Source organism: Streptococcus orisasini, assembly GCF_001431045.1.
Lineage (GTDB): Bacteria > Bacillota > Bacilli > Lactobacillales > Streptococcaceae > Streptococcus > Streptococcus orisasini.
The window spans coordinates 1-26081 of record NZ_BCLE01000032.1 but is presented as its reverse complement, the minus strand read 5'-3'; the positions used below and the strand labels follow the sequence as shown (position 1 = coordinate 26081).

26 protein-coding genes and 1 pseudogene are annotated in these 26081 nt (G+C 40.2%); 21 read left to right on the top strand and 6 right to left on the bottom strand.

Translation table 11 applies throughout. The features are described 5' to 3' along the window. Positions 1–98: 98 nt before the first annotated feature. Positions 99–1790 carry an arginine--tRNA ligase gene (argS, locus tag SCSH_RS06775; RefSeq protein ID WP_057491136.1) on the bottom strand — a complete coding sequence of 564 codons (1692 nt, stop codon included), beginning with the start codon at positions 1788–1790 and terminating at the stop codon, positions 99–101. Between the two features lie 171 nt (positions 1791–1961). Here argS and argR point away from each other — a divergent pair, with 171 nt between their 5' ends. The 10 genes from argR to SCSH_RS06725 all read left to right on the top strand — a co-directional run bounded on the left by argR (position 1962) and on the right by SCSH_RS06725 (position 12471). Further along, positions 1962–2399 (top strand): arginine repressor, encoded by a 438-nt coding sequence (gene argR, locus SCSH_RS06770; RefSeq protein ID WP_057491135.1) that lies wholly within the window; start codon positions 1962–1964, stop codon positions 2397–2399. Further along, on the top strand, positions 2396–2743 hold the full coding sequence (locus SCSH_RS06765; protein WP_057491134.1) for a YlbF family regulator: 348 nt from the start codon (positions 2396–2398) through the stop codon (positions 2741–2743). Before argR ends, SCSH_RS06765 begins: the two co-directional genes overlap by 4 nt. Next, positions 2736–5285, top strand: a complete 2550-nt coding sequence (gene mutS / locus SCSH_RS06760; RefSeq protein WP_057491133.1) for a DNA mismatch repair protein MutS — start codon at positions 2736–2738, stop codon at positions 5283–5285. Before SCSH_RS06765 ends, mutS begins: the two co-directional genes overlap by 8 nt. Positions 5286–5357: 72 nt before the next feature. Continuing rightward, positions 5358–7322 carry a DNA mismatch repair endonuclease MutL gene (mutL, locus tag SCSH_RS06755; protein ID WP_057491132.1) on the top strand — a complete coding sequence of 655 codons (1965 nt, stop codon included), beginning with the start codon at positions 5358–5360 and terminating at the stop codon, positions 7320–7322. Between the two features lie 157 nt (positions 7323–7479). Further along, the gene (ruvA, locus tag SCSH_RS06750; RefSeq protein ID WP_057491131.1) at positions 7480–8070 is read left to right on the top strand and encodes a Holliday junction branch migration protein RuvA; all 591 of its coding nucleotides are present in this window, start codon (positions 7480–7482) and stop codon (positions 8068–8070) included. A gap of 25 nt (positions 8071–8095) precedes the next feature. Beyond that, positions 8096–8665 (top strand): DNA-3-methyladenine glycosylase I, encoded by a 570-nt coding sequence (locus tag SCSH_RS06745; protein WP_082581958.1) that lies wholly within the window; start codon positions 8096–8098, stop codon positions 8663–8665. Positions 8666–8787: 122 nt separating this feature from the next. Further along, positions 8788–10056, top strand: a complete 1269-nt coding sequence (locus SCSH_RS06740; protein WP_057491129.1) for a competence/damage-inducible protein A — start codon at positions 8788–8790, stop codon at positions 10054–10056. A gap of 47 nt (positions 10057–10103) precedes the next feature. Continuing rightward, the gene (recA, locus tag SCSH_RS06735; protein ID WP_057491128.1) at positions 10104–11249 is read left to right on the top strand and encodes a recombinase RecA; all 1146 of its coding nucleotides are present in this window, start codon (positions 10104–10106) and stop codon (positions 11247–11249) included. Between the two features lie 84 nt (positions 11250–11333). Beyond that, entirely contained in the window at positions 11334–11732 is a 399-nt protein-coding gene (gene spx, locus SCSH_RS06730; protein WP_057491127.1) for a transcriptional regulator Spx, read from the top strand. A gap of 319 nt (positions 11733–12051) precedes the next feature. Continuing rightward, positions 12052–12471 carry a hypothetical protein gene (locus SCSH_RS06725; RefSeq protein WP_057491126.1) on the top strand — a complete coding sequence of 140 codons (420 nt, stop codon included), beginning with the start codon at positions 12052–12054 and terminating at the stop codon, positions 12469–12471. A gap of 292 nt (positions 12472–12763) precedes the next feature. Here SCSH_RS06725 and SCSH_RS06720 read toward each other — a convergent pair whose 3' ends face one another. Together SCSH_RS06720 and SCSH_RS06715 are read right to left on the bottom strand one after the other, a co-directional pair. Continuing rightward, the gene (locus SCSH_RS06720; RefSeq protein ID WP_057491125.1) at positions 12764–13210 is read right to left on the bottom strand and encodes a DUF3021 domain-containing protein; all 447 of its coding nucleotides are present in this window, start codon (positions 13208–13210) and stop codon (positions 12764–12766) included. A gap of 12 nt (positions 13211–13222) precedes the next feature. Then, positions 13223–13657 carry a LytTR family DNA-binding domain-containing protein gene (locus SCSH_RS06715; RefSeq protein ID WP_057491124.1) on the bottom strand — a complete coding sequence of 145 codons (435 nt, stop codon included), beginning with the start codon at positions 13655–13657 and terminating at the stop codon, positions 13223–13225. A gap of 168 nt (positions 13658–13825) precedes the next feature. Between SCSH_RS06715 and SCSH_RS06710 the strand changes: the two genes are divergently transcribed. From SCSH_RS06710 to nrdG, 9 genes and pseudogenes are all read left to right on the top strand, one after another. Then, positions 13826–14095 (top strand): IreB family regulatory phosphoprotein, encoded by a 270-nt coding sequence (locus SCSH_RS06710; RefSeq protein ID WP_057491123.1) that lies wholly within the window; start codon positions 13826–13828, stop codon positions 14093–14095. Continuing rightward, complete coding sequence (gene ruvX, locus SCSH_RS06705) at positions 14092–14511, top strand: Holliday junction resolvase RuvX (RefSeq protein ID WP_057491122.1); 420 nt, start codon at positions 14092–14094, stop codon at positions 14509–14511. Before SCSH_RS06710 ends, ruvX begins: the two co-directional genes overlap by 4 nt. A gap of 90 nt (positions 14512–14601) precedes the next feature. Further along, a complete protein-coding gene (locus SCSH_RS06700) occupies positions 14602–14907 on the top strand; it encodes a DUF1292 domain-containing protein (protein WP_057491121.1) in 306 nt (101 codons plus the stop codon). 78 nt (positions 14908–14985) lie between these two features. Then, on the top strand, positions 14986–15114 hold the full coding sequence (locus SCSH_RS11415) for a hypothetical protein (RefSeq protein ID WP_274518962.1): 129 nt from the start codon (positions 14986–14988) through the stop codon (positions 15112–15114). A gap of 36 nt (positions 15115–15150) precedes the next feature. Next, on the top strand, positions 15151–16722 hold the full coding sequence (locus SCSH_RS06695; protein WP_152972532.1) for a DUF2079 domain-containing protein: 1572 nt from the start codon (positions 15151–15153) through the stop codon (positions 16720–16722). 99 nt (positions 16723–16821) lie between these two features. Beyond that, positions 16822–19026: an anaerobic ribonucleoside-triphosphate reductase gene (gene nrdD / locus SCSH_RS06690; RefSeq protein ID WP_057491119.1), complete on the top strand. Its 2205-nt coding sequence runs from the start codon at positions 16822–16824 to the stop codon at positions 19024–19026. 364 nt (positions 19027–19390) lie between these two features. After that, positions 19391–19561, top strand: coding sequence for a hypothetical protein (locus SCSH_RS11255; protein WP_193743690.1), 171 nt, complete (start codon positions 19391–19393; stop codon positions 19559–19561). Continuing rightward, positions 19536–20055, top strand: a pseudogene (locus tag SCSH_RS06685) (GNAT family N-acetyltransferase). Before SCSH_RS11255 ends, SCSH_RS06685 begins: the two are co-directional and overlap by 26 nt. Next, positions 20036–20641 carry an anaerobic ribonucleoside-triphosphate reductase activating protein gene (nrdG, locus tag SCSH_RS06680; protein ID WP_057491117.1) on the top strand — a complete coding sequence of 202 codons (606 nt, stop codon included), beginning with the start codon at positions 20036–20038 and terminating at the stop codon, positions 20639–20641. The pseudogene SCSH_RS06685 and the gene nrdG overlap by 20 nt, the downstream one beginning before the upstream one ends. A gap of 50 nt (positions 20642–20691) precedes the next feature. Here nrdG and SCSH_RS06675 read toward each other — a convergent pair whose 3' ends face one another. The 3 genes from SCSH_RS06675 to zupT all read right to left on the bottom strand — a co-directional run bounded on the left by SCSH_RS06675 (position 20692) and on the right by zupT (position 22616). Then, positions 20692–20934, bottom strand: coding sequence for a hypothetical protein (locus SCSH_RS06675; RefSeq protein WP_057491116.1), 243 nt, complete (start codon positions 20932–20934; stop codon positions 20692–20694). A gap of 119 nt (positions 20935–21053) precedes the next feature. Beyond that, the gene (gene yaaA, locus SCSH_RS06670; RefSeq protein WP_057491115.1) at positions 21054–21785 is read right to left on the bottom strand and encodes a peroxide stress protein YaaA; all 732 of its coding nucleotides are present in this window, start codon (positions 21783–21785) and stop codon (positions 21054–21056) included. A 36-nt stretch (positions 21786–21821) separates the two neighbouring features. After that, a complete protein-coding gene (gene zupT, locus SCSH_RS06665; protein ID WP_057491114.1) occupies positions 21822–22616 on the bottom strand; it encodes a zinc transporter ZupT in 795 nt (264 codons plus the stop codon). Between the two features lie 391 nt (positions 22617–23007). Here zupT and SCSH_RS06660 point away from each other — a divergent pair, with 391 nt between their 5' ends. Both SCSH_RS06660 and SCSH_RS06655 read left to right on the top strand, forming a co-directional pair. Then, positions 23008–24423 carry a streptococcal pilin isopeptide linkage domain-containing protein gene (locus tag SCSH_RS06660; protein WP_152972531.1) on the top strand — a complete coding sequence of 472 codons (1416 nt, stop codon included), beginning with the start codon at positions 23008–23010 and terminating at the stop codon, positions 24421–24423. 145 nt (positions 24424–24568) lie between these two features. Continuing rightward, a partial coding sequence (locus tag SCSH_RS06655; protein ID WP_057491112.1) for a collagen binding domain-containing protein occupies positions 24569–26081 on the top strand: 1513 nt, incomplete at its 3' end.

The window sequence follows — 26081 nt, the reverse complement described above, 5'->3', positions numbered from 1 at the left end:
AACATGAATTCAAAGCTTCAAACAGCAATTGAATTCATGTTTTTTCTTTTTTAATTTCTAAATATTATGACGAATATCTAAATCCTTTTTTTATGAAATTACATTTCATCTGGTGCCTCTACCCCAAGCAGACGCAGGGCTTCTTTGAGAACAACAGCTGTTGCATAGCTGAGTGCTAGGCGGCTGCTGCGCTCTGGACTGTCATCAAGAATACGTGTATGTGCATAGAATTTATTAAAGCTCTGTGCAAGATTGATAGCAAATTTAGCAATAACAGACGGTTCAAAATTGTCCGCTGCTTTGCTAATGATATCCGGGAATGCTTGGATGAGTTTAATAATCTCCCAGCTTTCGGCATCATCTAAACTGTAAACGGCCTTCCCATCAGGCTGGAAGTCAGCCTTTCTAAGAATGGACTGAATGCGGGCATGGGCATACTGGACATAAGGCCCAGTTTCTCCTTCAAAGGAAACCATGGCTTCAAGATCGAAATCATAGCCGTTGTTGCGGTCTGTTTTCAGATCGTAAAATTTAATGGCTCCGACACCGACAGCATGAGCAACTTCTTCCTTGTTTGCCAAATCGGGATTCTTGGCATCAATTTGCGCCAAGGAGCGTTTGACGGCTTCTTTGATAGTTGGTTCCAGCAGGATAACATTGCCCTTGCGGGTTGATAACTTTTGACCATTTTTAGTCACTAAACCAAAAGAGACATGCTCAATATTTTTCCCCCAAGCATAGCCCATTTCTTCAAGTACAGCCTTTAATTGTTTGAAGTGGGCTGCCTGTTCCTGTCCGACAACGTAGATAGCTTTAGCAAAGTCGTACTCGCGCTTGCGGTAAAGAGCAGCTGCTAAATCGCGGGTAATATAAAGTGTAGCCCCATCGGATTTTTTGATTAGGGCAGGGTGTTCAATGCCGTATTTTTCAAGATTGACAACCTGAGCCCCGTCAGACTCTTCTAAGAGCCCTTTTTCGGTCAGCAGCTCAACGACTTCATCCATCTTATCATTGTAAAAGGCTTCTCCGTTGTAGCTGTCAAACTGAACATCCAGCTCCTTGTAAAGGCGGTTGAATTCGACGAGGCTTTCATCGCGGAACCATTGCCAGAGCTCATGCGCTTCTTTATCACCGTTTTCTAATTTACGGAACCACTCGCGGGCCTCTTCATCAATTTCTGGATGTTTTTCGGCTTCAGCATTGATGCGAACGTAGAGTTTTAAGAGTTCATCAATAGGATGGGCTTTAACTGCTGCCTCGTTTCCCCATTTTTTATAGGCTGCAATCAGCATGCCGAATTGCTTGCCCCAGTCACCTAAATGATTGATTTTAATGGTTTTATATCCCAATTTTTGAAAAATATTGGACAGGGCGTCTCCGATGACAGTTGAACGTAAGTGACCGATAGAAAAAGGCTTTGCAATATTAGGACTGGAGAGGTCTATGGCAATGGAGCGGCCTTGACCAATAGATTTTTGCGCATAACTGCTTCCTTTTTCGATCACTTCTTTTAGGACTTTGGCTGAAATTTCTGCTTTGTTAAGAAAGAAGTTGATATAAGGGCCTACAGCTTCAACCTTTTCAAAATGGCTGACATCAATCTGCTCAGCTAACTCACTGGCAATTATTTGCGGTGCTTTGCGCATTGTCTTAGCTAAGCTGAATGCAGGAAAGGCCAGATCCCCCATGTTAGATTTTTTAGGCTTTTCCAGCAGATTAAAAATACCATCAATATCTAAATCGTTAATAACTTTAGCAAGTTCATTTGCAACTAATTGTTTGTTATCCATTTCTGTCTCCTCAAAAGTAATCATTTTATTTTAACATAAATTACTAGGCTTTTGCTGAAAATTGCAAAAAATCTGCAATCTTTCCAACTAACTTTTTTAAACAATGAAAGGATGAAAAAAACTCCAATTTTTGATATAATTTTAAAGATAATTGGATAATTGAGGAAGTTAATGAATAAAAAAGATCGTCAGCAGCAGATAAAACGTATCATTCAAACGAACCATATCGGCACTCAGGAAGAGATAAAAGCCCATTTGCAAAAAGAAGGGATTTCAGTCACGCAGGCAACTCTTTCACGAGATTTGCGCGAAATAGGCCTATTAAAATTTCGAGATGAGTCAGGCCGGCTTCGCTACAGCCTTTCAGAAGGGAAGTCATCTTATTTTGATTCCCTTATTTTGAGCTATGTTTTAACAGCAGATCGTGCTGGTTTTATGCTGGTTTTGCATACAAATTTGGGTGAGGCTGGTGTTTTGGCCAATTTGATTGATGAAGGCAAAAATCCTGAAATTCTAGGAACAATTGCCGGTGCAGATACTCTTTTGGTCATCTGTAAAGACGAAGAAACTGCCAGCCGGCTGGAAAATGATATTCTTTCAGGTCTATGAGTTCATTTGAAGAGGCTCTTGAGCATTTGACTGCTCTGCTGCGAGAACACGACAGTGTCAAAGCCTATCAGGCTGCTGAAAAAAAGATGAAAAGTCTGCCAGAGCTCAGTCGTTTAGCCTATAAAATGAAAGCCTATCAGCAGGATGCTGTGCTTTTTCAAAGGATTGAAAAGACAAAAGCTCAAAAAGAGGCAGATAAACAGGCAGAGAAATTAGGAAAAGATTTAGACGGTCTTCCAATTGTTGAGGATTATCGACTTAAAATGCAGGATGCCAGCGATCTTTTACAATATGTCACAAAAACGCTGGAAGACAGGATAAATGAGGAGTTAGGAAATGACTAAGGAAAAACTCTCTCCGGGAATGAAACAGTATTTGGATATCAAAGAAGATTATCCAGATGCTTTTTTGCTTTTCCGCATGGGAGATTTTTACGAACTGTTTTATGATGATGCCATCAAGGCTGCTAGGATTTTGGAAATCAGCCTGACCAGCCGCAATAAGAATGCAGACAACCCTATTCCTATGGCGGGAGTGCCTTACCACTCAGCTCAGCAATATATTGATGTCTTGGTTGATTTGGGTTATAAGGTTGCTATTGCCGAGCAGATGGAGGATCCAAAGACAGCTGTTGGCGTAGTTAAGCGCGAAGTTGTTCAGGTGATTACCCCAGGAACACTTGTTGATTCTAGCAAACCTGACAGTTCTAACAATTTCTTGGCTGCCCTAGATACAGATGGCAGCCAATTTGGCTTTTCTTATATGGATTTGTCAACTGGAGAGTTTTATGCGACGACTTTAGCCGATTTAACAGCGGTTAGGAGCGAGGTGCTTAATCTCAAGGCGCGTGAGCTTGTACTTGGCTTTGAACTTGATGAGGAAAAAGAGCAGCTTTTCCGTAAGCAGATGAATCTTTTGCTGTCTGTTGAAAAAACAGTTTATGAGGACCTTCATCTGCTGGACAGCCAGCTGACTGACTTAGAGCTTTCTGCGGCTGGTAAGCTTTTGCAGTATGTGCACACAACCCAAAAACGAGAACTCAGTCATTTGCAAAAGCTTGTGCACTATGAAATTAAAGATTATCTGCAGATGACCTACACCACCAAATCCAGCTTGGACTTGTTGGAAAATGCTCGCAGCGGGAAAAAGCATGGTAGTCTTTACTGGCTTTTAGATGAGACAAAGACAGCTATGGGGACTCGGCTTTTACGGGCTTGGATTGATCGTCCCTTGGTAAATCGTGAGCTTATCAATAAGCGTCAGGATATTATTCAGGCTTTTTTGAATCAGTTTTTTGAGCGCAGTGATTTGAGCGACAGTTTAAAAGGAGTTTACGACATTGAACGCTTGGCCAGCCGGGTTTCTTTTGGCAAAGCCAATCCTAAAGACCTTTTGCAGCTGGAGCAAACACTGACTCAGGTTCCAGTCATTAAAGCTGTTTTAGAAAGTTTTGCCAGCCCTGCTTTGGAGGATTTAGTTAGTCAAATTGATCCTCTTCCAGAGTTAGAAGAACTGATTCGCTCAGCCATTGATCCTAATGCTTCAATGGTAATTACCGAAGGTAACATTATCCGTGAAGGTTTTGATGAGACATTGGATAAATACCGTAAAGTCATGCGTGAGGGAACAGGGTGGATTGCTGATATTGAAGCTAAAGAGCGAAAAGCCAGCGGAATTTCTAATTTAAAAATTGATTACAATAAAAAAGACGGCTACTATTTCCATGTCACAAATTCCAATCTAGCTTTGGTACCTGAGCATTTCTTCAGAAAGGCCACCCTGAAAAATTCTGAGCGCTTTGGTACAGCAGAGTTGGCTAAAATTGAAGGTGAGATGCTGGAAGCGCGAGAGGAATCTGCTAATTTAGAATATGATATTTTCATGCGGATCAGAGCACAGATTGAAACCTATATTAAGCGTCTGCAAAGACTAGCTAAACACTTGGCAACTGTTGATGTTCTGCAAAGCTTGGCAGTGGTCGCTGAAAACAACCACTATGTCCGGCCGGTTTTTAATGATGACAAGGTCATCAGCATTGAAAAGGGTCGTCATGCGGTGATTGAAAAAGTTATGGGTTCTCAGGAATACATTCCTAATACGATTCAGTTGGATCAAAATACCAATATCCAGCTGATTACGGGTCCCAACATGAGCGGTAAGTCAACCTACATGCGTCAGCTTGCCCTGACTGTAATTATGGCACAAATGGGTTCCTTTGTTGCAGCAGAATCGGCTAATCTGCCTGTTTTTGATGCTATTTTCACCCGCATTGGTGCAGCAGACGATTTGATTTCTGGACAGTCCACCTTTATGGTCGAAATGATGGAGGCCAATCATGCCATCAAGGATGCTAACGAAAACTCTCTGATTCTTTTTGATGAACTGGGACGCGGAACAGCTACCTATGATGGGATGGCTCTGGCACAGGCGATTATTGAGTATATTCATGATAAAATTAGAGCTAAAACCATGTTTGCTACTCACTATCATGAGTTGACAGACCTGTCAACTACATTGACAAACCTTGTCAATGTCCATGTTGCAACTCTAGAAAAAAACGGCGAAGTGACCTTCTTGCACAAAATCACAGATGGTCCGGCAGATAAATCTTATGGAATTCATGTGGCAAAAATTGCCGGTCTGCCTGGAAGTTTATTGAACCGTGCCGATCATATCTTGGCAGATTTGGAAAAGACTAGTGCTGCCGTTTCGGTTAATCTGAAAAATGACAAAACCCCTGAGCAGCCTGCCCAAGAACAGCTATCGCTCTTTAATATTAATGACGACTATAAAGATTTGTTGGAAAGATTAAAGCAGCTGGATGTTGCCAGCCTGACCCCAAGAGAAGCTATGAATGCTCTCTTTGATTTAAAAGATATGCTATAGCAAGGGAGCTATCTCAAATGGGATTGCTCCTTTGTTTTATGTTATAATAAACACATTCTAGTGAGGTAACTTATGTCAAAAATTATTGAATTGCCAGAAATATTAGCCAATCAAATTGCTGCTGGTGAAGTCATCGAAAGACCAGCCAGTGTTGTTAAAGAGTTAGTTGAAAATGCTATTGATGCGGGCAGCAGCCAGATTACAGTAGAAATTGAGGAATCAGGACTTAAAAAGATTCAGGTGACAGATAACGGTCACGGAATTGAGGAAGATGATGTAGCTATGAGCCTGCACCGTCATGCGACCAGCAAAATTAAGAGTCAGGCTGATCTTTTTAGAATTCGGACGCTTGGTTTTCGTGGGGAGGCTCTTCCTTCCATTGCCTCAGTCAGCCGTTTAAGCATAAAAACTGCCAGTGAGACAGAAAACCACGGGACCTTTCTTCTTGCTAACGGGGGTAAGGTTGAAAAAGAAGAAGCCGTCAGTACACCAGTCGGTACAAAAATAACGGTCGAAGATCTGTTTTTCAATACTCCAGCTCGGCTTAAGTACATGAAAAGTCTGCAGGCTGAGCTAGCCCATATTATTGATGTGATTAACCGTCTTAGTCTGGCCCACCCTGAAATTGCTTTTACTTTAATTAATGACGACCGTGAGTTGACGAAAACTTCAGGCAGCGGTGATTTACGCCAAGCTATTGCAGGCATTTACGGCCTGAATACGGCTAAAAAGATGATTGAAATTTCCAATGCTGACCTTGATTTTGAGGTATCCGGCTATATCAGCCTGCCAGAGCTGACACGAGCCAACCGCAACTACATCACCATTCTCATCAATGGACGCTATATTAAGAATTTTCTGCTGAATCGGGCAATTTTAGACGGTTACGGTTCTAAGCTGATGGTAGGGCGTTTTCCGATTGCGGTTATTGATATTCAGATCGATCCTTACTTGGCGGATGTCAATGTCCATCCTACTAAGCAGGAAGTGCGCATCTCTAAGGAAAGGGAGCTGATGCAGCTTATTAGCTCAGCTATTGCTGACAGCCTCCGGGAACAAGACTTAATTCCTGATGCTTTGGAAAATCTGGCTAAAGCCAGCACCCGTCACAATCAAAAGGCAGAACAAACTTCTTTGCCTTTGAAGCAGTCCAGTATTTATTATGATAAGGACAGAAATGATTTTTTCCTTAAAGAAACAGAAGGAACAACTGTTGCAGAAGAGTCAGCCAAGTTTACACAGGTTGACAACTCTGTAAAGGAGCCTGTTGACAGCCCAGCAACCAGTACCGTTAAATATGCCGAGCGCAGAGCCTATAGTCAGGATGACAAAGACCACCCTGATATTGTCTTAAAGGATAAAAGTCAGAAGCAACAGCTCAGCAAACTTGTTAAAGATTTGGAAAATGAAGAAGCTTCATCTTTCCCCGAGCTGGATTATTTTGGCCAGATGCACGGCACCTATCTTTTTGCTCAAGGGGAAGGCGGCCTTTATATTATTGATCAGCATGCTGCACAGGAACGTGTAAAATATGAGTATTACCGTGAAAAAATCGGAGAGGTTGACAGTAGTTTACAGCAGCTCTTGGTACCTTATTTGTTTGAGTTTCCGGCTAATGATTTTATGACCCTGCAGGAAAAAATGCCGATTCTCAACGAAGTCGGTATCTACCTGGAAGTCTATGGAGAAAACACCTTCATTCTAAGAGAGCACCCTATCTGGCTGCAGGAAAAAGAAATTGAATCAGCTGTTTATGAAATGTGCGATATGCTGCTTTTGACAAATGAAGTATCTATAAAAAAATACCGGGCAGAGCTGGCTATTATGATGTCCTGCAAGCGTAGTATCAAGGCCAACCATACCTTAGACGACTATTCTGCTAGGAATCTTTTGAATCAGTTGTCCCAGTGTAAAAATCCTTACAACTGCCCGCACGGTCGGCCGGTTTTAGTCAATTTTACCAAGTCTGACATGGAAAAGATGTTCCGCCGAATTCAGGAAAACCATACCAGCCTACGAGAACTGGGAAAATACTAATAATCTAACCATGAAAAAGAAGTCTGGCACATTGATATCTCGGCAAATTTGAAACTTATCATTCTTCCTTAAACTCGCATATATTTTTAGTCGACAGTTTTTCGAAAAGTCATAAATTATGCTATACTGATAGGGATTAAAGAGAGGTAAGAAAAACATGTTTGACTACATCAAAGGAAAATTAACGAAAATCACCGCAAAATATATTGTTGTTGAAGCGGGTGGTCTGGGCTATATCATCAATGTTGCCAACCCTTATAGTTTTTCAGAGCAGATGAATCAAGAATTGAAAATTTATCTGCACCAGGTGGTGCGTGAAGATGCTCAACTTCTTTACGGCTTTCATACAGAAGACGAAAAGTCTGTTTTCCTTAATCTCATTTCAGTCTCAGGGATTGGCCCGACTTCTGCACTTGCCATTATTGCAGCTGATGACAATGACGGTTTGGTAGCCGCTATTGATAATAGCGATGTTACCTATTTAATGAAATTTCCAAAAATCGGGAAAAAAACAGCCCAGCAAATGGTTTTAGATTTGGCTGGCAAGTTTGCTGATACTCAGCAGCCGACAGTTGCCAAGAATAAGTCTACAACACAGGGAAATCAGGATTTGGAAGAGGCCATGGAAGCTCTTTTAGCACTGGGATATAAAGCTAAGGAACTGAAAAAAATTCGTGCCTTCTTTGAGGGAACTCAGGATACTGCTGAAAATTACATTAAGGCAGCCTTAAAAATGCTCATTAAATAATTGTCTACACTAAAAAGGAGATATTATGCAACGCTGTGGTTGGGTTAAAGAAAACAACCCTTTGTATATTGCCTATCATGATCAAGAATGGGGACAGCCGCTTCACGATGATCAAAAGCTGTTTGAACTGCTGTGCTTAGAGACCTATCAGGCAGGGCTGTCCTGGGAGACCGTTCTCAATAAGCGCGCTGCTTTCAAGAAAGCTTTTCATAACTATGATGCCCAAAAAGTAGTCCGTATGTCAGATCAGGATTTAGATCGGCTGCTGGAGAATCCTGGGATTATTCGCAACAAACTCAAAATTTATGCTACCCGAGCTAATGCCCAGGCCTTTTTAAAACTTCAAAAAGAATATTCTAGTTTTGACAGCTATCTTTGGGCTTTTGTTAACGGTAAAAGCATTAATAACAATGTAGTACACTATCAGGATGTGCCGAGCAAGACAGATTTGTCTGAAAAAATTTCGAAAGATTTAAAGAAGAGAGGCTTTAAGTTTGTCGGACCTGTCTGTATCTATTCTTATCTGCAGGCAGCTGGACTGATTAATGATCACGAAATAAACTGTGATTTCAATCCTATTAAAACAAAAGCTTAGTTTTTTACTTGACAGTGCCTGAGGCAGGTACATAAGATTAGGTATAAAGATCAAAAATTTAGAATTATTTTGTGATAAAATAAAACGAAAATTACGAATAGAATAGATAAGCAGGTTATAATATGAAAGCTGAAATTATTGCTGTAGGTACAGAAATTTTATTGGGACAGATTGTTAATACTAACGCGCAGTTTCTGTCAGAAAAATTTGCACAGTTAGGTATCGATGTTTATTTTCAAACGGCAGTAGGGGATAATGAGGAACGGCTACTATCTGTTTTGGAAATTGCTAAAAAACGCAGTAACTTAGTGGTACTTTGCGGTGGTTTAGGACCTACAGAAGACGATTTGACCAAGCAGACCTTAGCGAAGTTTTTAGGAAGAGGCTTGGTTTTTGATGAAGCTGCTCAGGCTCGTTTAGACGATTTTTTTGCTTCTCGTCCGGTTTCAGCCCGCACTCCCAATAATGAACGTCAGGCTCAGATTGTTGAAGGTAGTAGACCGCTCCCTAATGCAACAGGGCTAGCCGTTGGCGGTATTTTAGAGGTGCAGGATGTGACCTATGTTGTACTGCCGGGGCCTCCAAGCGAATTAAAACCCATGGTTAATCAGGAACTGCTCCCTTATTTATCCGAGACCTCTGATAAGGTGCCTAAACAGCTTTATTCGCGTGTGCTGCGCTTTTTTGGGATTGGTGAGAGCCGTCTCGTTACTTTGCTGCATGATTTGATTGACAAGCAAACAGATCCTACCATTGCTCCTTATGCCAAAACAGGTGAAGTAACCATTCGTTTGTCTACGAAGGCCAGCAGTCAAAAAGAGGCAGATGCTAAATTGGATCAAATAGAAAAAGAAATTTTAGCTATTGATCATCTGTCTGACTATCTTTACGGCTATGGTGAGGATAATTCATTGGCGCAAGTAACCTTTAATCTGCTTAAAGAAAAAGGAAAAACGATTACCGCAGCTGAAAGTCTGACTGCAGGACTTTTTCAGGCAAAACTGGCAGATTTTTCTGGGGCATCCAATATTTTTGAAGGTGGTTTTGTGACGTACAGTATTGAGGAAAAAGCAAAAATGCTAAATATTCCGCTTGAGGAACTCAAACAGCACGGTGTTGTCAGTGATTTTACGGCTAAAAAAATGGCAGAACAGTCACGGCTTTTGACCGGTGCAGACTTGGCCATTTCTCTGACTGGAGTAGCTGGACCTGATGAATTGGAAAATCAGCCAGCAGGTACAGTTTTTATTGGTCTGTCAAGTCCTCAAAAAACTTTGTCATACAAAGTCCTGATTGGAGGACGCAGCCGTTCAGATGTGCGTCATATTGCTGTCTTGCACGCTTTTTATTTAGTGCGTCAAGCTTTATTATCTAATGAAAATTTAGTATAATGAAATAATAGCAATTTCGAAATATGTAAGAAAATAGGAGAAAAAGATTGGCAAAAAAAACAAAAAAGACAGAAGAAATTACTAAAAAATTTGGAGATGAGCGAAAAAAAGCGCTCGATACTGCTTTAAAAAATATTGAAAAAGATTTTGGCAAAGGTGCTATTATGCGCCTTGGCGAACGTGCTGAGCAAAAAGTGCAGGTTATGAGTTCAGGTAGTTTAGCCCTCGACATTGCTTTGGGTGTTGGAGGCTATCCTAAAGGCCGTATTATTGAGATTTACGGTCCAGAGTCATCAGGTAAGACAACTGTTGCTCTTCATGCTGTAGCCCAAGCTCAAAAAGATGGCGGGATTGCTGCTTTCATTGATGCAGAGCATGCTTTGGATCCATCCTATGCAGCGGCTCTAGGTGTTAACATTGATGAACTTTTACTGTCACAGCCGGATTCAGGAGAGCAAGGTTTGGAAATTGCTGGTCAACTGATTGACTCTGGAGCTGTTGATCTGGTAGTTGTTGACTCAGTTGCAGCTCTTGTTCCACGTGCAGAGATTGACGGTGATATCGGTGACAGCCATGTGGGGCTTCAGGCACGGATGATGAGTCAGGCTATGCGTAAGCTGTCTGCGTCTATCAATAAAACAAAAACTATCGCAATTTTTATCAACCAACTGCGCGAAAAAGTTGGGGTTATGTTTGGTAATCCTGAAACGACTCCGGGTGGACGAGCTTTAAAATTTTATTCTTCTGTACGTCTGGATGTCCGCGGCAATACTCAAATTAAAGGAACTGGGGATCAAAAAGACAGTAACATTGGTAAGGAAACCAAGATTAAGGTCGTGAAAAACAAGGTTGCACCGCCATTTAAGGAAGCTTTTGTAGAAATTATGTACGGAGAAGGAATTTCTCGAACTGGTGAATTAGTCAAGATTGCCAGTGATTTGGGCATTATTCAAAAAGCTGGTGCTTGGTATTCTTATAATGGTGAAAAGATTGGTCAGGGTTCAGAAAATGCCAAGAAGTTCTTAGCTGATAATCCTCAAATCTTTGATGAAATTGATCATAAAGTGCGTGTTCAATATGGTCTGATCGAAGACAGCGAAGCACAGCAAAAAGAAGTCTCTGAAGACAGCTCAGAACAAGCGAATCAAGATCTCGTTTTGGAACTTGATAATGCTATTGAACTTGAAGATTAAATAAAAATAGGTCCAAAGACCGACTCTTTATTTAATGAACTATGCTAAGATAGTACTATCCTGTAAGGAAAGAGAGATTGACACATGATTAAAATTTATACAATTTCAAGCTGTACAAGTTGTAAGAAAGCAAAAACATGGCTTAATGCTCATAAACTCCCTTATAAAGAACAAAACTTAGCAAAAGATACTTTGACTAAAGAAGAAATTTTAAATATTCTTTCAAAAACAGAAAATGGGATTGAAAGTATTGTCTCCTCAAAAAATCGTTATGCAAAAGCCCTCAATTGTAATATTGATGACTTGAGTGTCAGCGAGGTCATTGACTTGATTCAAGAAAATCCTCGGATTCTGAAAAGTCCGATTTTGATTGATGATAAACGACTTCAGGTAGGTTACAAAGAAGATGATATTCGCGCTTTCTTACCGCGAGCAATCCGTAATGTTGAAAATACTGAAGCTCGTTTACGTGCAGCTTTATAGAGAAAAAGAGATTGGAAGAGACTGTAAGGGTTTCTTAAGTTGGGAAAAATCTAGCTTAAGGAGCAGCTCAATTCAGTCTCTTTTTGAATGCCCAGAAAAATCTGCTTTGGCGCAGTGTGCAGACAGATAGATGTAAGATAGCTAATAATTGATATTATGCAGATTTTTAAATTTGCCTGCAGCTAAAAGTAAAGATAAGGTCGTGAAATAAGGGGACTTTGAAGATAAACAAGGCTATGAACTAGATGTGCTGATTTTTTCACGATTCTTACTTTTTTTCCTTTAAAATATGCTATACTGGAGTTAAGGAGAAGAAGATATGAGAAGAAGTAACAAAAACCAAAAAGACTTGGCTCCGTTTTGGCTGTATTATAAAATTGGTATAGGGTTGGCGTTTATTGTTTCGCTGGTTATTCTTTACCTTTACCAATCTCAGTGGCTGTTTATTTTTCCCATTGCTTATTTATTAGGGTTATTGTTATTGCTGGCTAGAACTAAGCTAAAGGGATGGGCTTTAGTTGTGCTGAGTTTTGTTCGCTATATGGTTATCTTTTTTACACTGACTTATGGTGCATTTGTTGTTTTAGATATTAAACAGGGAGCAGCGATAAAAGAAGCTTTGATAGCGCCTTATCGCCTGCTAACTCTTGTTTTTGAACCGACCATGCCTTTTTCAGGGATACTCTTAGGAGTTGTGGTCGTGTTGCTTTTCCTTTTTGCTTATAGGAAAAGAAATTAGTCTTTAACATTTTGTGAAGAATGCAATGTCTCAATAAAAAGATTATCCAGTTCAATATATAAAGACCTTGGTTTGAACCAATTCTATATTGCAGTTCTTAAAAAGAGCCAGCAAAGATCCAAAATAAGATAAAGAAGACGCTTGAAATAACTGTTAGAATTTCAAGCGTCTTTTAAAATAGTTATACTCTTTATAGGTTGTTGCCTTTATTTTGTTGTAGCTTAATACAGCCTGCGGCTCGTCGTCTAGCTTAGTCTATTTTTGAGTATTAAATGCTAAAAAATTATATTTGTTAAACTTGATGTAATCGATTGTTGATTTTTTGAATTTCTTTTTTATGTGCGAAATAGCAGAATAAGTAAATGAGGATGTAAATAATAGAGACTGCGAAGAGAAAGAAAGCTAAATATATCCAAGTCATATGGAACCAATGTAAGTAAAATCCAGCTAAAACAAGCGGTAAGACAATGAATAAATAATGAATCAAGCTTGTAGTGAGCAGACTGAGTTTTTCGTTTCTAAAGAGGTCGCTGGCAAATCCCTGTAAAATTCCTAAAAGGGCAAAAATGAAAAGTTGAACGGCTGTTGCTTGTGAAGCGGATGAAAAATGGTGAACAAAACTTGGAACACCAAGTGGATTGCTGTTTGGGAAAAAGAAGATGGCTATGACATAATTCATTACGGAGCCAATTCCTATGCCAATAAAACTGTAACTAATAATCTGTTTGAGTATTTTCATGGTAGGCCTCCATTAGAGATTTAATTTTTCTTTGAAGTGTTTCAGGCTTCGTCTAGCCACGAAGCTAGTTATTCCATTTTTTAAAGTTACTTCGATGCTGCCTCGGATGGTTAAATTCAATTGTTTGATGTACTTGATGTTAATAATTTCTCCTTGAGAAATACGAATAAAATGTGTCCCCAATTCTTGCTCGAAAAAGTAGAGCCTTTGTTTAGCCAAATAGGTATCTGTCGGTGTTTGAATTAAGACTTGCTTGTTTTCAGTGAAAATACGAACCACATTTTCTAGAGGGATAAATTGTAATTTCTTATTTTTGTAACCGTAAATGACATTAGGCTTTTGCTTAATAAAATCAATTATCTCCTGTGTTTGCTTATCAATATGATGTGTGTAAATCTGGAGTAAGGGTTCTTTAAAGTTGGGGTCCTTAATAATTTTTAATTTCATCACTTATCTCCTTTCCTTTATTTTAAGTATATAGAATTTTGTAAAAAGGAACCAGATTTTTGGGATAAATGGTACTTAATTTGAGATAAGTGGCTCTTCTCCTTGTGAAAATACTGAAAATAAGATATAATGTAACATGATATTCCCTATGAGAAAGAAGGTGTTATTGTGGGATTTACAGATGAAACAGTTCGTTTTAACCTTGACGATGGAAATAAGAAGGAAATCAGTGAAACGCTGACGCATGTTTATCGGTCGTTAGAAGAGAAGGGATATAATCCAATTAATCAGATTGTAGGTTATGTTTTAAGCGGAGATCCTGCTTACGTGCCTCGTTATAATGATGCCCGCAATCAAATCCGCAAGTATGAACGTGATGAAATTGTTGAAGAATTAGTACGTTACTATTTGCAAGGAAATGGGATTGATCTAGAATGAGAATAATGGGGCTGGATGTCGGTTCAAAAACAGTCGGTGTTGCTATTAGCGATCCTCTTGGTTTTACAGCACAAGGGCTTGAAATAATTTCTATTGATGAAGCCAACCAAAAATTTGGTCTTGATCGCTTGGCTGATTTGGTCAAGGAATATAAGGTTGAAAAATTTGTTGTAGGCTTGCCAAAAAACATGAACAATACAAGCGGTCCGCGTGTTGAAGCCAGCCGAGCCTACGGTGAGAAAATCAAGGAGTTTTTTAAACTGCCTGTTGATTATCAGGATGAGCGCTTGACGACTGTTCAGGCAGAACGGATGCTGGTTGAGCAGGCTGATATCAGCCGCGGCAAACGCAAAAAGGTCATTGATAAGCTGGCGGCTCAGCTGATTTTGCAAAATTATTTAGATCGAATGGTTTAAAGATTAATTTTTTTGAGTTGTAAGAGATAATTTAGCTACTCACTTCACAGAAGTTGAAGCTAGTTTATCAATAAAAAGGAGGAGGCGACTATGTCACATCATCATGAACAAGAGCATGATCTTATTACGCTTGTTGACGAACAAGGAAATGAAACCCTATTTGAAATTTTGTTAACGATTGACGGAAAAGAAGAATTCGGCAAAAATTATGTCCTTTTGGTACCAGCAGGAGCTGAGGAAGACGCTGATGGTCAGATTGAAATTCAAGCCTATTCATTTACTGAAAATGAAGATGGCACAGAAGGTGATTTGCAGCCTATTCCAGAAGACGCTGATGCTGAATGGGATATGATTGAAGAAGTTTTCAACAGTTTCTTGGATGAAGACGACCACTAATCTAGAAATGTCTGAGACAATCAGGCTTTTTCTTTTTGCTCTTTTACGAATAGTTAAAAGAGGTGTATTATCAATAAAATGGATAAAAAGAAAGAGCTTACTCAGGAAGAAGAATTATTTTTGAAAGCCTATAAAAAGAGGCCTTATCACCGTTTCAGAGAAATTTTAACCTATTCTTTTATCTTAGATAAATTGACTAATAAGTAGATTTTGTTATACTTTTAATAGGAAAATTCAAGGAGAATTAGTTTGAACAGACGACAAGATAGATACAGCCGTGAAAGCTTAACAGACCAAAATACTTATAGAGATTTTAAGGACAGCAAAGGTGCAGCAGAAGTTGACTCTCTGCACCGTCTTTATATTATTATATTTAGTGCTTTTATCAGTTTTTTCAGTGTGGCTATGCCTGTTTTTACTGATTTTGGCAACGCTGTGCAGTCCCAGAATCTCTATACGGGCTTTATGATGGTGCAAAATCATCTGCCCTATAGTGATATCTTTTCGACAGGCGGCTTTGTTTATTATGGGCTTATTTCCTTGAGTTATTTATTAGGAAGCAGTTTCTGGCTAACTTTTGTTCAGTTTGTAGCTTTTTACTTTTCTGGGATTTTCCTTTACAAGATTGTCTATCATATGACTGACAAAGAAGAAGTAGCTATCAATACTATACTGCTCTTTTATTTGGCTAATTTTGCCCTTGGTTTTGGTGGTCTTTACCCCATCCAGTTGGCTATGCCTTTTGTCTTGCTGTCTCTGTGGTTTTTAACTAAGTATTTTGCAGGACTGACAAGGGATGAGGGCTTTATTGTCTATGGTCTGACTGGAGCCTTGGCTTATTTGATTGAGCCTAGAACCTTGTTTTTCTGGCTTGTCTCGCTGGCGGTTATCTGTGTTTATAATATTAAGAATCGACGGTATGCTCATGGGTTTTATCAATTTCTTTGCCTGCTTTTTGGTGGCTTGTTGGTATTTTATACCTTTGGTTATTTTGTTTTAAACATGCAGATTCTGTCGTCTTATATTTCTCAGGCCGGAACTTATTATTTTACTTATTTTGCTCTTGGCAAAGGTAATATTCTCTTGACCATTTTGTTCCAGCTCTTTGTGCTTTTTGCTTCGGGCTTGTTAATGGGAGCTTTGACCTTTTTCGATCATATTAAGCGTGAGACGGATCGGGATGATTTGGTTAAATCTATTGTCTTTTTGAGCTTTGTTTTCAGTTTGATTTTCATTTTGCTGTCACAAAGTTATGCTACTTACCAATTCTTGCTGCTTTTACCGTTTGGATTGGTACTGACAGGACTCTATCTTGATGATAAGTATAAGGAATCCTTAAGACGTAGATCACGCCGTCGAAAACAGCACAGACGACTATCGCGCAGGGTTTTTGATCTGTTTTTACTGGGACATTTTTATCTACCCTGTCTTTTATTCGTTTATGGTTTGGCTCAGCCGATTGTCCATTATATTTCCTCTTACAGCTTAAATCAGGAACGAGCTCAGGTGGCTGAATATATTAGAGAAAATACAGAGAAGGGCTCTAGAATTTATGTTTGGGATTCCAGTGCAAAAATTTATCTGGATGCTGACCGCCTTTCCAGTTCGCAATTTCCTCTGCCGATGATAAATACCGTTAAGAAATCTAATGAGAAGGCCTTAGAAGATGAGCTGCTGCAAAATGAAGCTTCCTATGTTTTGGTGAATGAAAACGCAGAGCGGATGCCTCTTGTTTTGAAAAATAATTTGAAAAAAAATTATAAAGCAGCTTCTCTGAAAATGAGTCCTGACTTCACTGTTTACAAGCGAAAATAGGCTAAAAATCAATATATTGTGTCTAATTAATTTTTTTACCACAATATATTGATTTTTTTCTTTCTTATGTTATAATAGCTTCTGTAAGGAGAGAGACATATGATTGCACTCGAAAAAGAAAATATTTTTGCTAAACCTGCTATGATTGTTATTAAACGTGACGGTCGTCAGGTTGCTTTTGATAAAGATAAAATTTATCAAGCTATTGTCAGGGCAAGTAATCAGGTGACACCGATGACGCCCTTTATTGAAGCTAAGCTGTCCGATATTGCGGATCGGGTGGTCGCTGAAATTTATGAGCGTTTTAGTGAAAATATTAAGATTTATGAAATTCAAAATATTGTGGAGCATGAGCTTTTGCAGGCTGGTGAATATACGATTGCTCAGGAGTATATTAATTATCGTGCAAAACGTGATTTTGAGCGCTCTCAAGCAACTGATATCAACTTTACGATTGATAAGCTGATTAATAAAGATCAAACGGTTGTCAATGAAAATGCCAACAAAGACAGCGATGTTTTTAATACTCAGCGTGATTTGACAGCTGGTATTGTCGGTAAGTCTATTGGTCTGAAGATGTTGCCAGAGCATGTTGCCAATGCTCACCTTAAAGGGGACATCCATTTTCATGATTTGGATTACAATCCTTACACACCGATGACCAACTGCTGTTTGATTGATTTCAAGGGAATGCTGGAGTCTGGTTTCAAAATCGGCAATGCTGAGGTTGAGAGTCCTAAGTCTATCCAAACGGCTACAGCTCAAATTTCACAAATTATTGCAAATGTCGCTTCAAGTCAGTACGGCGGCTGCTCGGCTGACCGCATTGATGAAACTCTGGCACCTTATGCGGAACTCAATTACCAAAAGCATTTAAAAGATGCTCAAAAGTGGGTGGCTGAGGATAAGCGTGAAGAATATGCGCGTGAAAAGACCAAAAAAGATATCTATGATGCTATGCAAAGTTTAGAGTATGAAATCAATACTCTTTTCACTTCAAATGGACAAACACCATTTACATCACTTGGCTTTGGTTTGGGTACGGATTGGTTTGAACGTGAAATTCAAAAAGCTATCTTAAACATTCGGATTAAGGGTCTGGGAAGCGAACACCGCACAGCTATTTTCCCTAAATTGATCTTCACTGTTAAGCGCGGCCTTAATTTGGAGCCAGGAACACCTAACTACGACATCAAAAAGTTGGCCCTTGAGTGTGCGACTAAGCGGATGTACCCTGATATGCTGTCTTATGAAAAAATTATCGAGTTGACAGGTTCTTTCAAGGTGCCTATGGGCTGCCGCTCCTTCCTTCAAGGATGGAAGGACGAAAATGGTGTTGAAGTCAATTCTGGCCGTATGAACCTTGGTGTGGTAACGGTTAATCTGCCTCGTATTGCCTTGGAGTCCAACGGAAATATTGATAAGTTCTGGGATATTTTCAGTGAAAAAATGGCTATTGCTAAAGATGCGCTTGTCTACCGTATCGGCCGGGTTAAAGAAGCAACACCTGCTAATGCCCCTATTTTGTATCAATACGGTGCCTTTGGCAAACGTCTGGGTAAGGAAGATTCTGTAGATGAACTGTTCAAGGATCGTCGGGCAACGGTTTCGCTCGGTTATATTGGTCTTTATGAAGTTGCGACTGTCTTTTACGGCGGCGAATGGGAATCTAATCCAGCAGCTAAGGACTTCACCATTGATATTATCCGTCAAATGAAGAATCTTTGCGGTGAATGGTCTAATGAATACGATTATCATTTTTCTGTCTATTCGACACCGTCTGAAAGTCTGACAGACCGCTTCTGCCGTTTGGATACAGAGAAATTTGGCATTATCAAAGATATCACGGATAAAGAATACTACACAAACTCTTTCCACTATGATGTTCGTAAGAATCCGACACCATTTGAAAAATTAGATTTTGAAAAAGATTACCCAGAAGCAGGTGCTACAGGTGGCTTTATTCACTACTGCGAATACCCTGTTCTGCAGCAAAATCCTAAGGCTCTTGAGGCTGTTTGGGATTATGCCTATGACCGTGTCGGTTATCTAGGAACAAATACGCCGATTGACCACTGCTATGAGTGTGATTTTGAAGGTGATTTTACACCGACAGAACGTGGTTTTATGTGTCCAAACTGTGGCAATACAGATCCTAGGACTGCTGATGTGGTAAAAAGAACTTGTGGTTATCTTGGCAATCCGCAGGCTCGTCCGATGGTAAAAGGCCGCCACAAGGAAATTTCAGCTCGAGTTAAACATATGAACGGCTCAACGATTAAAAATCCAGGATTTAAAAACTAGATAAGTTGTCCTGTCGCTTGGAGTGCTTGTCTAATGTGTTTTTTGAGGCTGAGAAAGTAGGAGCTTGCCCAGTAATGTTGGGTGAACTGTTACTTTTCTGTTTGTAGCAGTGTTCTTTGATGAATGATGAAGGGGATTGGGAACTGCTGTTTCCCGTCCCTTTTTTACTCTACTAGTTATGACTTATATTTCAAGAAAATTAAAATCAGACTAGAAGACAGTGCTTAAAGTAGGGTGGGGCGAAGTCAATAGTGCATGATTTTGATTGCCAAAGAGTAGCTGCCTTAAGAGGGCTCTAGATTTAGCTGCATAAAGAATTGCTCCAAGATTAGAATTTTGCAAGTGATTAAAAAGAAGAGGAAAAATGGGAAAATATCAATTAGACGATAAAGGGAAAGCGCAGGTTCGGCGCTTTCATGAAAAACATTCGCAGGGCATGGATGCGAAGCGTAAAAAAGACCGTGTTCAGGCTTTGCGTGAAAAATTTTTAGAAAAAGAGAGAAATGCCAATGGAGCTAAGAAGACCAAGTCCTAGAGACAAAAAGGCCGTTCTTGAGATGATGAAAGAATTTACTGACAGTCATTCCGCCCATGATGGCGGCTTTTGGAAGGAAGATTTTGACTATGATGATTGGCTGCAGACCAACTTAGCCTATGAAATGGGAATTGACATTCCTGATGGCTTTGTTCCTGCTATTCAGTTGGCTTCTTTTGACAATGAAGGACGAGCTTTGGGTTTTCTGAACATTCGCTTGCGCCTCAATGATTTTTTACTGAACCAAGGTGGACATATCGGCTATTCCATTCGGCCGTCTGCGCGTGGTAGAGGTCATGCCAAGGAAATGCTGCGTCTGGGTTTATTGGAAGCTAAAAGAAAAAATCTTCAAAAAGTTCTGGTTACTTGTCATGATGACAATCCTGCCAGCCGGGCAGTTATCTTGGCAAATGGCGGACTTTTAGAAGACGTAAGAGAACATGTGGAGCGCTATTGGATAGATTTGGAGGAAATATGACCTGGAATACACCTAAACCCGGAGAATGGAAGAGCGAGGAGCTGAGTCAGGGGCGTATTATTGATTACAAGGCCTTTAACTTTGTTGATGGTGAAGGGGTACGCAACTCGCTATATGTTGCCGGCTGCATGTTCCATTGTGAAGGCTGCTATAATGTGGCAACCTGGTCTTTTAATGCTGGTATCCCCTATACACAGGAGCTGGAGGAGCAGATTATGGAAGATTTGGCACAGCCCTATGTACAGGGTTTGACGCTTTTAGGTGGGGAACCCTTTTTAAATACGGGCATTCTCATTCCCTTGCTCAAACGCATTCGTAAGGAACTGCCTGAAAAGGACATCTGGTCCTGGACAGGCTATACTTGGGAAGAAATGATGCTGGAAACACCGGATAAGCTGGAGATGCTTGGGCTGATAGATATTCTGGTGGATGGGCGTTTTGATAAATCAAAGAAAAACCTAATGCTGCAGTTTCGCGGCTCTTCAAATCAACGTATCATTGATGTTCCTAAGTCACTGGCTGCAGGCGAGGTCGTGATTTGGGATAAGCTAAATGACGGTAAACAAAGCTATGAACAAGTTGACAGAAGTGACTTGATTTAAATCTAAAAAGTTTGGTCTCTGTCAAGCCAACTCAGTAAAGCTGTCTATCTTTAATGAGATATAACATTAAAAACGAAGCAGGGATTCTGCTTCGTTTTAGCTTGAAGAAAAAGTCCTTTTTCTTTGATACTTCCTTGGGTGATGTCGGATGGCAGCGACTTCCTAGGGAATTCCATGCCTAAACTTTGAGCCACGGTCTCAAAGTTTCCGAGTGTCAGAATTGGCTTAAATTCACCATTTCCGACACTTTCATCACGGCGGAAGTATCCTTTATCTAACTCGTTTGCGTTCATGGAAATTTATATGGTAGTCTGCAGACTTTTTTGCTGATCAAGGTAGGCAAATGGAGATTTGTCTACAGTCTGAAACGAGGCAAATATCCTGCCTCGTTTTGTGATCTGAATTGAAAATCTCAATCATCTTGTTCTTTGACAAAAACCAATTCTTTAGCGCTTGAAAGGTTTGCCTGATAGTGAAAGCCCTCAAAGGAAAGAGTCTGCAGGTCTTCAATGGTTTGGCATTGCTTTTGGATGGCCTGCGTCAGGAAGGCTCCTCTGGCCTTTTTTGAAATGGTGGAGTGAGATTTTAAGCGGCCGTCTTTGGTTTCTAAAAACTTAACGATTGTCAGCTGGCTGCGGACTTTAGGAGAAAAGACGTCCATAAATTCACTGGATAAGAGCGAGATAAGGGGGTCATTTTCTAAGGCGAAGCGATCAAAATCCTTGCGCCAGTAGCTTTTGAGAGACTGTCCTGCAATACTGAGCTTGGTGTTAAAATCAAGCCGGTGAGGAGCAATTTCTTCAAAGGCAGGAATGATACCGTACAGCGCTGAGGCTATAAAGACATTTTTTTCTAGAAAAGCGGATTCGTTGGTAGACAAGGACTGGCGTTTAATGTGGCGGTACATGAGACCGTTAAATAAATGAAGAGCGGGATAGGCTTGTGCCTGTCCCTTTTGAATGGCCTGCAGGCGCTCGTATTCGAGTTCAGCAGCCTTGGGCTTGATTTTGTAGAGATGAGCCAGTTCCTCAGCAGAAAATGAAGCCAGCTGCTCAAGAATGGGCTGTGTTTGAGATGGGATTTCCTGCAAAGAAGGGGTACTGTCTTGTTTCATTTCTTTAGCAGTTGGGATTAAAAATTTCATAGAGTTCCTCATTTAAGTTAGCTGCCTGTACTTATTTCAGATGAAGAGTAGGAGGCTTATAGCCATGACAATCATACCGGAGATTAGGCCATAAATGGCCAAGTGGTGCTTGCCGTATTCTTCGGCTGCGGGCAGCAGTTCATCTAGAGAAATAAAGACCATAATCCCTGCCACTCCTGAAAAAATAGCACCATAGACGATATTATTCATAATGGGCATGAGAAGGAACCAGCCGATAATAGCTCCCAAGGGTTCAGCTAAGCCTGACAAGAAAGAGTAGGTAAAGGCTTTTTTCTTGGAACCAGTCGCTTGGTAAATCGGTACAGAAACCGCGATTCCTTCGGGGATGTTGTGAATGGCAATGGCTACCACGATAGGAATGGCAACGCTGGCATCCTGCAGCCCGGAAATGAAGGTGGCCAAGCCTTCTGGAAAGTTGTGAATAGCGATAGCAATGGCTGTCATAAGTCCCATGCGCATGAGTTTCCTAGGCTTTTGCTCTTCTTCTTCAACTGTTTTTATTTCATGAGGATTTTCCTCGGACGGAATCAACTTGTCAATAATGGCAATCAAAAACATGCCGCCAAAAAAAGCTAGGACAGTCATCCAAGAGCCTGTTCTTTTATCCAGTGACTTAATCAAAATATCCTGAGCGGTTGGAAAAATTTCGATCATAGAAACATAAATCATGACACCTGCAGAAAAGCCGAGACTGACAGACAAGAAGGTTTTATTGGTGTGCTTGGCAACAAAGGCAATGAGACTGCCAATACCAGTAGATAAACCAGCAATGGCAGTAAGCACAAAGGCAGTAAGTAAATTTTGAGACATGACTAATTCTTTCTCCCAGTAGCTTTGATATGCTTTCATTATAATATGAATGTATGAATTCATCAAATAAGTGAAAGAAAACACAAGAATAGCAGACCATTTATTAATCAAAATATAAACATAATACCTTTTGTAAAACGATAGAGATAGGGGCAAAAAAGTGCAAATTCTATTTTTTTGATGATTTTTTTTGAAAAATTAATGATAAGCTAATAATCAGCGTAAAAATATATTGACATAGTGGGTAGAAGGAAGGTATAATAAATTTCGGTTATATTACTTTTTAGTGACATAACATAAAAAACATGAAATAGGAGTTACGTTCGTGACAAAAACAAGCAAATTATTAGCGTCAATTTTGTTATTATTTTTGGCGTTAACAAGTTTTTTAATGACTCGTAATATAAATGCAGCTGAGCCTGAATCAGTTAAGGTAGCTATTAAGGCTAAGACGAATCTAACTGGTCGTAATTTGGTTGATAATGAGTTCACCCTTAACCTGATTAATAAAGAAACGGGTGAAACAGTCTTAAAGGCTAAAAATAAGGCAGATGGTTCTGTTGTATTTGACGAGCTGAGCTTTAATAAGACTGGGGACTATCGCTATACCATTAAACAAGAACTGGGATCAGAAGCAGGCATTACGTATGATAATGTTGAGTATGATGTGACAGTTACTGTTACAGAAGATAGTTCAGGAGAACTAAAAGCAACTGTTGATAAGACGGAAAACGAAATTATTTTTGAAAACAGCTTTGACGATACAGCTGTAACAAGTATTAATGTTGAGAAAATCTGGGAAGACCATAATAATCGTAAGAAGATACGTCCTGACCATATTTTTATCGGCTTATATCGAAGAAAAGCGAGAGAGAAAGTCCAACCAGTGGCATTGGATCCAGAGAAGGCTCTTCCAGTTGCACAGTTAATCCCTAACGATTATAAACCGGTACCTGGTTATCAAGATGTTATAGTAACTCCAGATGCTCAAGGAAATTGGACTTATACTTTTAAAAATTTACCAACATATGGTTCTGATAAAGATGGTGCTTTCGACTGGGAATATCTGGTAGTTGAAACACCGATAGAAGGATATGAAGAGCCTCAAATTGAAGGTGACATGTATGATGGCTTTAAGATTACAAATAAAATAAAGCCTGACGATCCAACGACAACTGAGACTCCGACAACAACGACAGAAGCAACCACAACGGAAGCTCCAACAACGGAGGCACCGACAACAACAGAAGTTACAAGCACTTCAGCGGCTCCAACTACAACGGAAGCAACAACAGAGGCGCCAACAACAACCGAGGTTACCGGTACTTCAGAAGCACCAGGTAATCCAACCACAACTGTAACTCCAAGCACCTCAGAAGCACCGACCACAACGGAAGCAACAACAGAGGCGCCAACAACGACGGTAGCTCCAACAACGGAGGCACCGACTACAACTGTGGCTCCAGGCACTTCAGAAGCGCCGACAACGACGGTAGCACCAACTACCACAGAGGCACCGACTACTACAGGGGATCCAAGTACAACGGAAGCCCCAACTACAACAGAAGATCCAGCAACCACAAAAGCTGAAGAGAAAACTACTGCAACCAAAGCTAAGGATCCATCTATCACAACAACAGTTTCAGGCAGACCAACCCGAAAACCTCATAAAGTATCTGGCAAACAAAAAGGTAGGGTACAAGGTCTTCCAAGCACAGGCGAAGAAAGTGGCTTTGCTTTAGGGCTTTTGGGACTGGTTATGGTTTCTATAACAGGAGCCTTCTATTTCCGAAAACAGCATCATTGATGCTAAATAGATAAAAAGGGGAATTTAGTATTAGATTTCCCTTTTTATTATTTTATTCTAATTTAATTATTACCGTTGACAAAAGCATGAAATATATCTATAATGTTTTTGTAATATTTTGTTTATTTCAGAAAGGACTCAAAAAATGAATAGAAAGCGTTTAGCAGGAATATTAAAATTCCTAGGAACCTTTGCTATCCTTTTCTCAATGCTTTTTATAGCTTTGACTAAGGTTCAGGCAGATGATGTTAGCAGTAATGTGTCATCACTGACGGTATCACCTGAGAAGATTAAAGACGGCGGTAAAACAACGGTTCGCTTTAATTTTGATGAACATGCTCAAAAAATTAAATCTGGGGATACTATAACTGTTAACTGGCAGAATACAGGAACAGTCAAAGGATCGGGTTATTCTAAAAACGTTCGCCTGGAAATTCGTGGTACCTATGTTGGTGACTTGGTAGTTACGCAAGACAGAGCAGTCGTTACTTTTAACGATGGCATTACTGGTCTGCAAAATATCACTGGCTGGGGTGAATTTGAAATCGAAGGTCGCAATTTTGCTAATACTTCTGAAGAAAATACCGGCAGCTTTAGAATTACCAGCGGGAGCAAGTCTGCTGAAGTCAGTGTCGTGAAAGCTGCTTCAGGAAATAAAGGTACTTTTTACTACAAGACGGGCGACATGCAGACCCATGATACTGATCATGTGCGCTGGTTCTTGAACATCAACAATGAAAGAACTTATGTAGACACTGATGTCAGAGTTGAAGATGAAATTCAATCTGGTCAAACTCTGGATGAAAAAAGCTTTGAAATTACTGTAACTGATTATGATGGCAATGTTCATACGTATCGTGGAGACTATGCTATTAATGACCTTGCTAATGATTACCCAGGTGTAGCAATTTCAGCAAACTCAGCTACTAATAAAATTTCAGTTTTTATTCCTTATGGATATGCTCAAGTAAGAAGCTTTAGCATTATGTACTTGACTAAAGTTGATAACCCTAAGCAAAAGACTTTTGAAAATCACAGTAAAGCTTGGTATAAGGAAAATAATAAAGAAGCTGTTAATGGTAAAGAATTTAACTCTTCTGTAGCTAATGTTAATGCTGATGGCGGTGCTGACGGAAATACGACAACGACAGAAAAGCCAACGACAACAGAGGCTCCAACGACAACAGAGGCTCCAACAACGACAGAGGCTCCAACAACAACAGAGGCTCCAACGACAACGGAAGCTCCAACAACAACAGAGGCTCCAACGACAACGGAAGCTCCAACAACGACAGAAGCTCCAACAACGACAGAAGCTCCAACAACAACGGAAGCTCCAACAACAACGGAAGCTCCAACAACAACAGAGGCTCCAACAACGACAGAAGCTCCAACAACAACAGAGGCTCCAACGACAACGGAAGCTCCAACAACGACAGAAGCTCCAACAACAACAGAGGCTCCAACGACAACGGAAGCTCCAACAACGACAGAAGCTCCAACAACGACAGAAGCTCCAACAACAACGGAAGCCCCAACGACAACAGAAGCTCCGACGACAACAGAAGCTCCAACAACAACGGAAGCTCCAACAACGACAGAGGCTCCAACGACAACAGAGGCTCCAACGACAACAGAGGCTCCAACGACAACGGAAG

What these genes read in the sequence shown, in the direction of transcription:
- argS (WP_057491136.1), bottom strand. Translation starts at nt 1,790, where the DNA reads ATGGATAACAAACAATTAGTTGCAAATGAACTTGCTAAAGTTATTAAC.
- argR (WP_057491135.1), top strand. Translation starts at nt 1,962, where the DNA reads ATGAATAAAAAAGATCGTCAGCAGCAGATAAAACGTATCATTCAAACG.
- SCSH_RS06765 (WP_057491134.1), top strand. Translation starts at nt 2,396, where the DNA reads ATGAGTTCATTTGAAGAGGCTCTTGAGCATTTGACTGCTCTGCTGCGA.
- mutS (WP_057491133.1), top strand. Translation starts at nt 2,736, where the DNA reads ATGACTAAGGAAAAACTCTCTCCGGGAATGAAACAGTATTTGGATATC.
- mutL (WP_057491132.1), top strand. Translation starts at nt 5,358, where the DNA reads ATGTCAAAAATTATTGAATTGCCAGAAATATTAGCCAATCAAATTGCT.
- ruvA (WP_057491131.1), top strand. Translation starts at nt 7,480, where the DNA reads ATGTTTGACTACATCAAAGGAAAATTAACGAAAATCACCGCAAAATAT.
- SCSH_RS06745 (WP_082581958.1), top strand. Translation starts at nt 8,096, where the DNA reads ATGCAACGCTGTGGTTGGGTTAAAGAAAACAACCCTTTGTATATTGCC.
- SCSH_RS06740 (WP_057491129.1), top strand. Translation starts at nt 8,788, where the DNA reads ATGAAAGCTGAAATTATTGCTGTAGGTACAGAAATTTTATTGGGACAG.
- spx (WP_057491127.1), top strand. Translation starts at nt 11,334, where the DNA reads ATGATTAAAATTTATACAATTTCAAGCTGTACAAGTTGTAAGAAAGCA.
- SCSH_RS06725 (WP_057491126.1), top strand. Translation starts at nt 12,052, where the DNA reads ATGAGAAGAAGTAACAAAAACCAAAAAGACTTGGCTCCGTTTTGGCTG.
- SCSH_RS06720 (WP_057491125.1), bottom strand. Translation starts at nt 13,210, where the DNA reads ATGAAAATACTCAAACAGATTATTAGTTACAGTTTTATTGGCATAGGA.
- SCSH_RS06715 (WP_057491124.1), bottom strand. Translation starts at nt 13,657, where the DNA reads ATGAAATTAAAAATTATTAAGGACCCCAACTTTAAAGAACCCTTACTC.
- ruvX (WP_057491122.1), top strand. Translation starts at nt 14,092, where the DNA reads ATGAGAATAATGGGGCTGGATGTCGGTTCAAAAACAGTCGGTGTTGCT.
- SCSH_RS06700 (WP_057491121.1), top strand. Translation starts at nt 14,602, where the DNA reads ATGTCACATCATCATGAACAAGAGCATGATCTTATTACGCTTGTTGAC.
- SCSH_RS11415 (WP_274518962.1), top strand. Translation starts at nt 14,986, where the DNA reads ATGGATAAAAAGAAAGAGCTTACTCAGGAAGAAGAATTATTTTTGAAA.
- nrdD (WP_057491119.1), top strand. Translation starts at nt 16,822, where the DNA reads ATGATTGCACTCGAAAAAGAAAATATTTTTGCTAAACCTGCTATGATT.
- SCSH_RS11255 (WP_193743690.1), top strand. Translation starts at nt 19,391, where the DNA reads ATGGGAAAATATCAATTAGACGATAAAGGGAAAGCGCAGGTTCGGCGC.
- nrdG (WP_057491117.1), top strand. Translation starts at nt 20,036, where the DNA reads ATGACCTGGAATACACCTAAACCCGGAGAATGGAAGAGCGAGGAGCTG.
- SCSH_RS06675 (WP_057491116.1), bottom strand. Translation starts at nt 20,934, where the DNA reads ATGAACGCAAACGAGTTAGATAAAGGATACTTCCGCCGTGATGAAAGT.
- yaaA (WP_057491115.1), bottom strand. Translation starts at nt 21,785, where the DNA reads ATGAAATTTTTAATCCCAACTGCTAAAGAAATGAAACAAGACAGTACC.
- zupT (WP_057491114.1), bottom strand. Translation starts at nt 22,616, where the DNA reads ATGTCTCAAAATTTACTTACTGCCTTTGTGCTTACTGCCATTGCTGGT.
- SCSH_RS06660 (WP_152972531.1), top strand. Translation starts at nt 23,008, where the DNA reads ATGACTCGTAATATAAATGCAGCTGAGCCTGAATCAGTTAAGGTAGCT.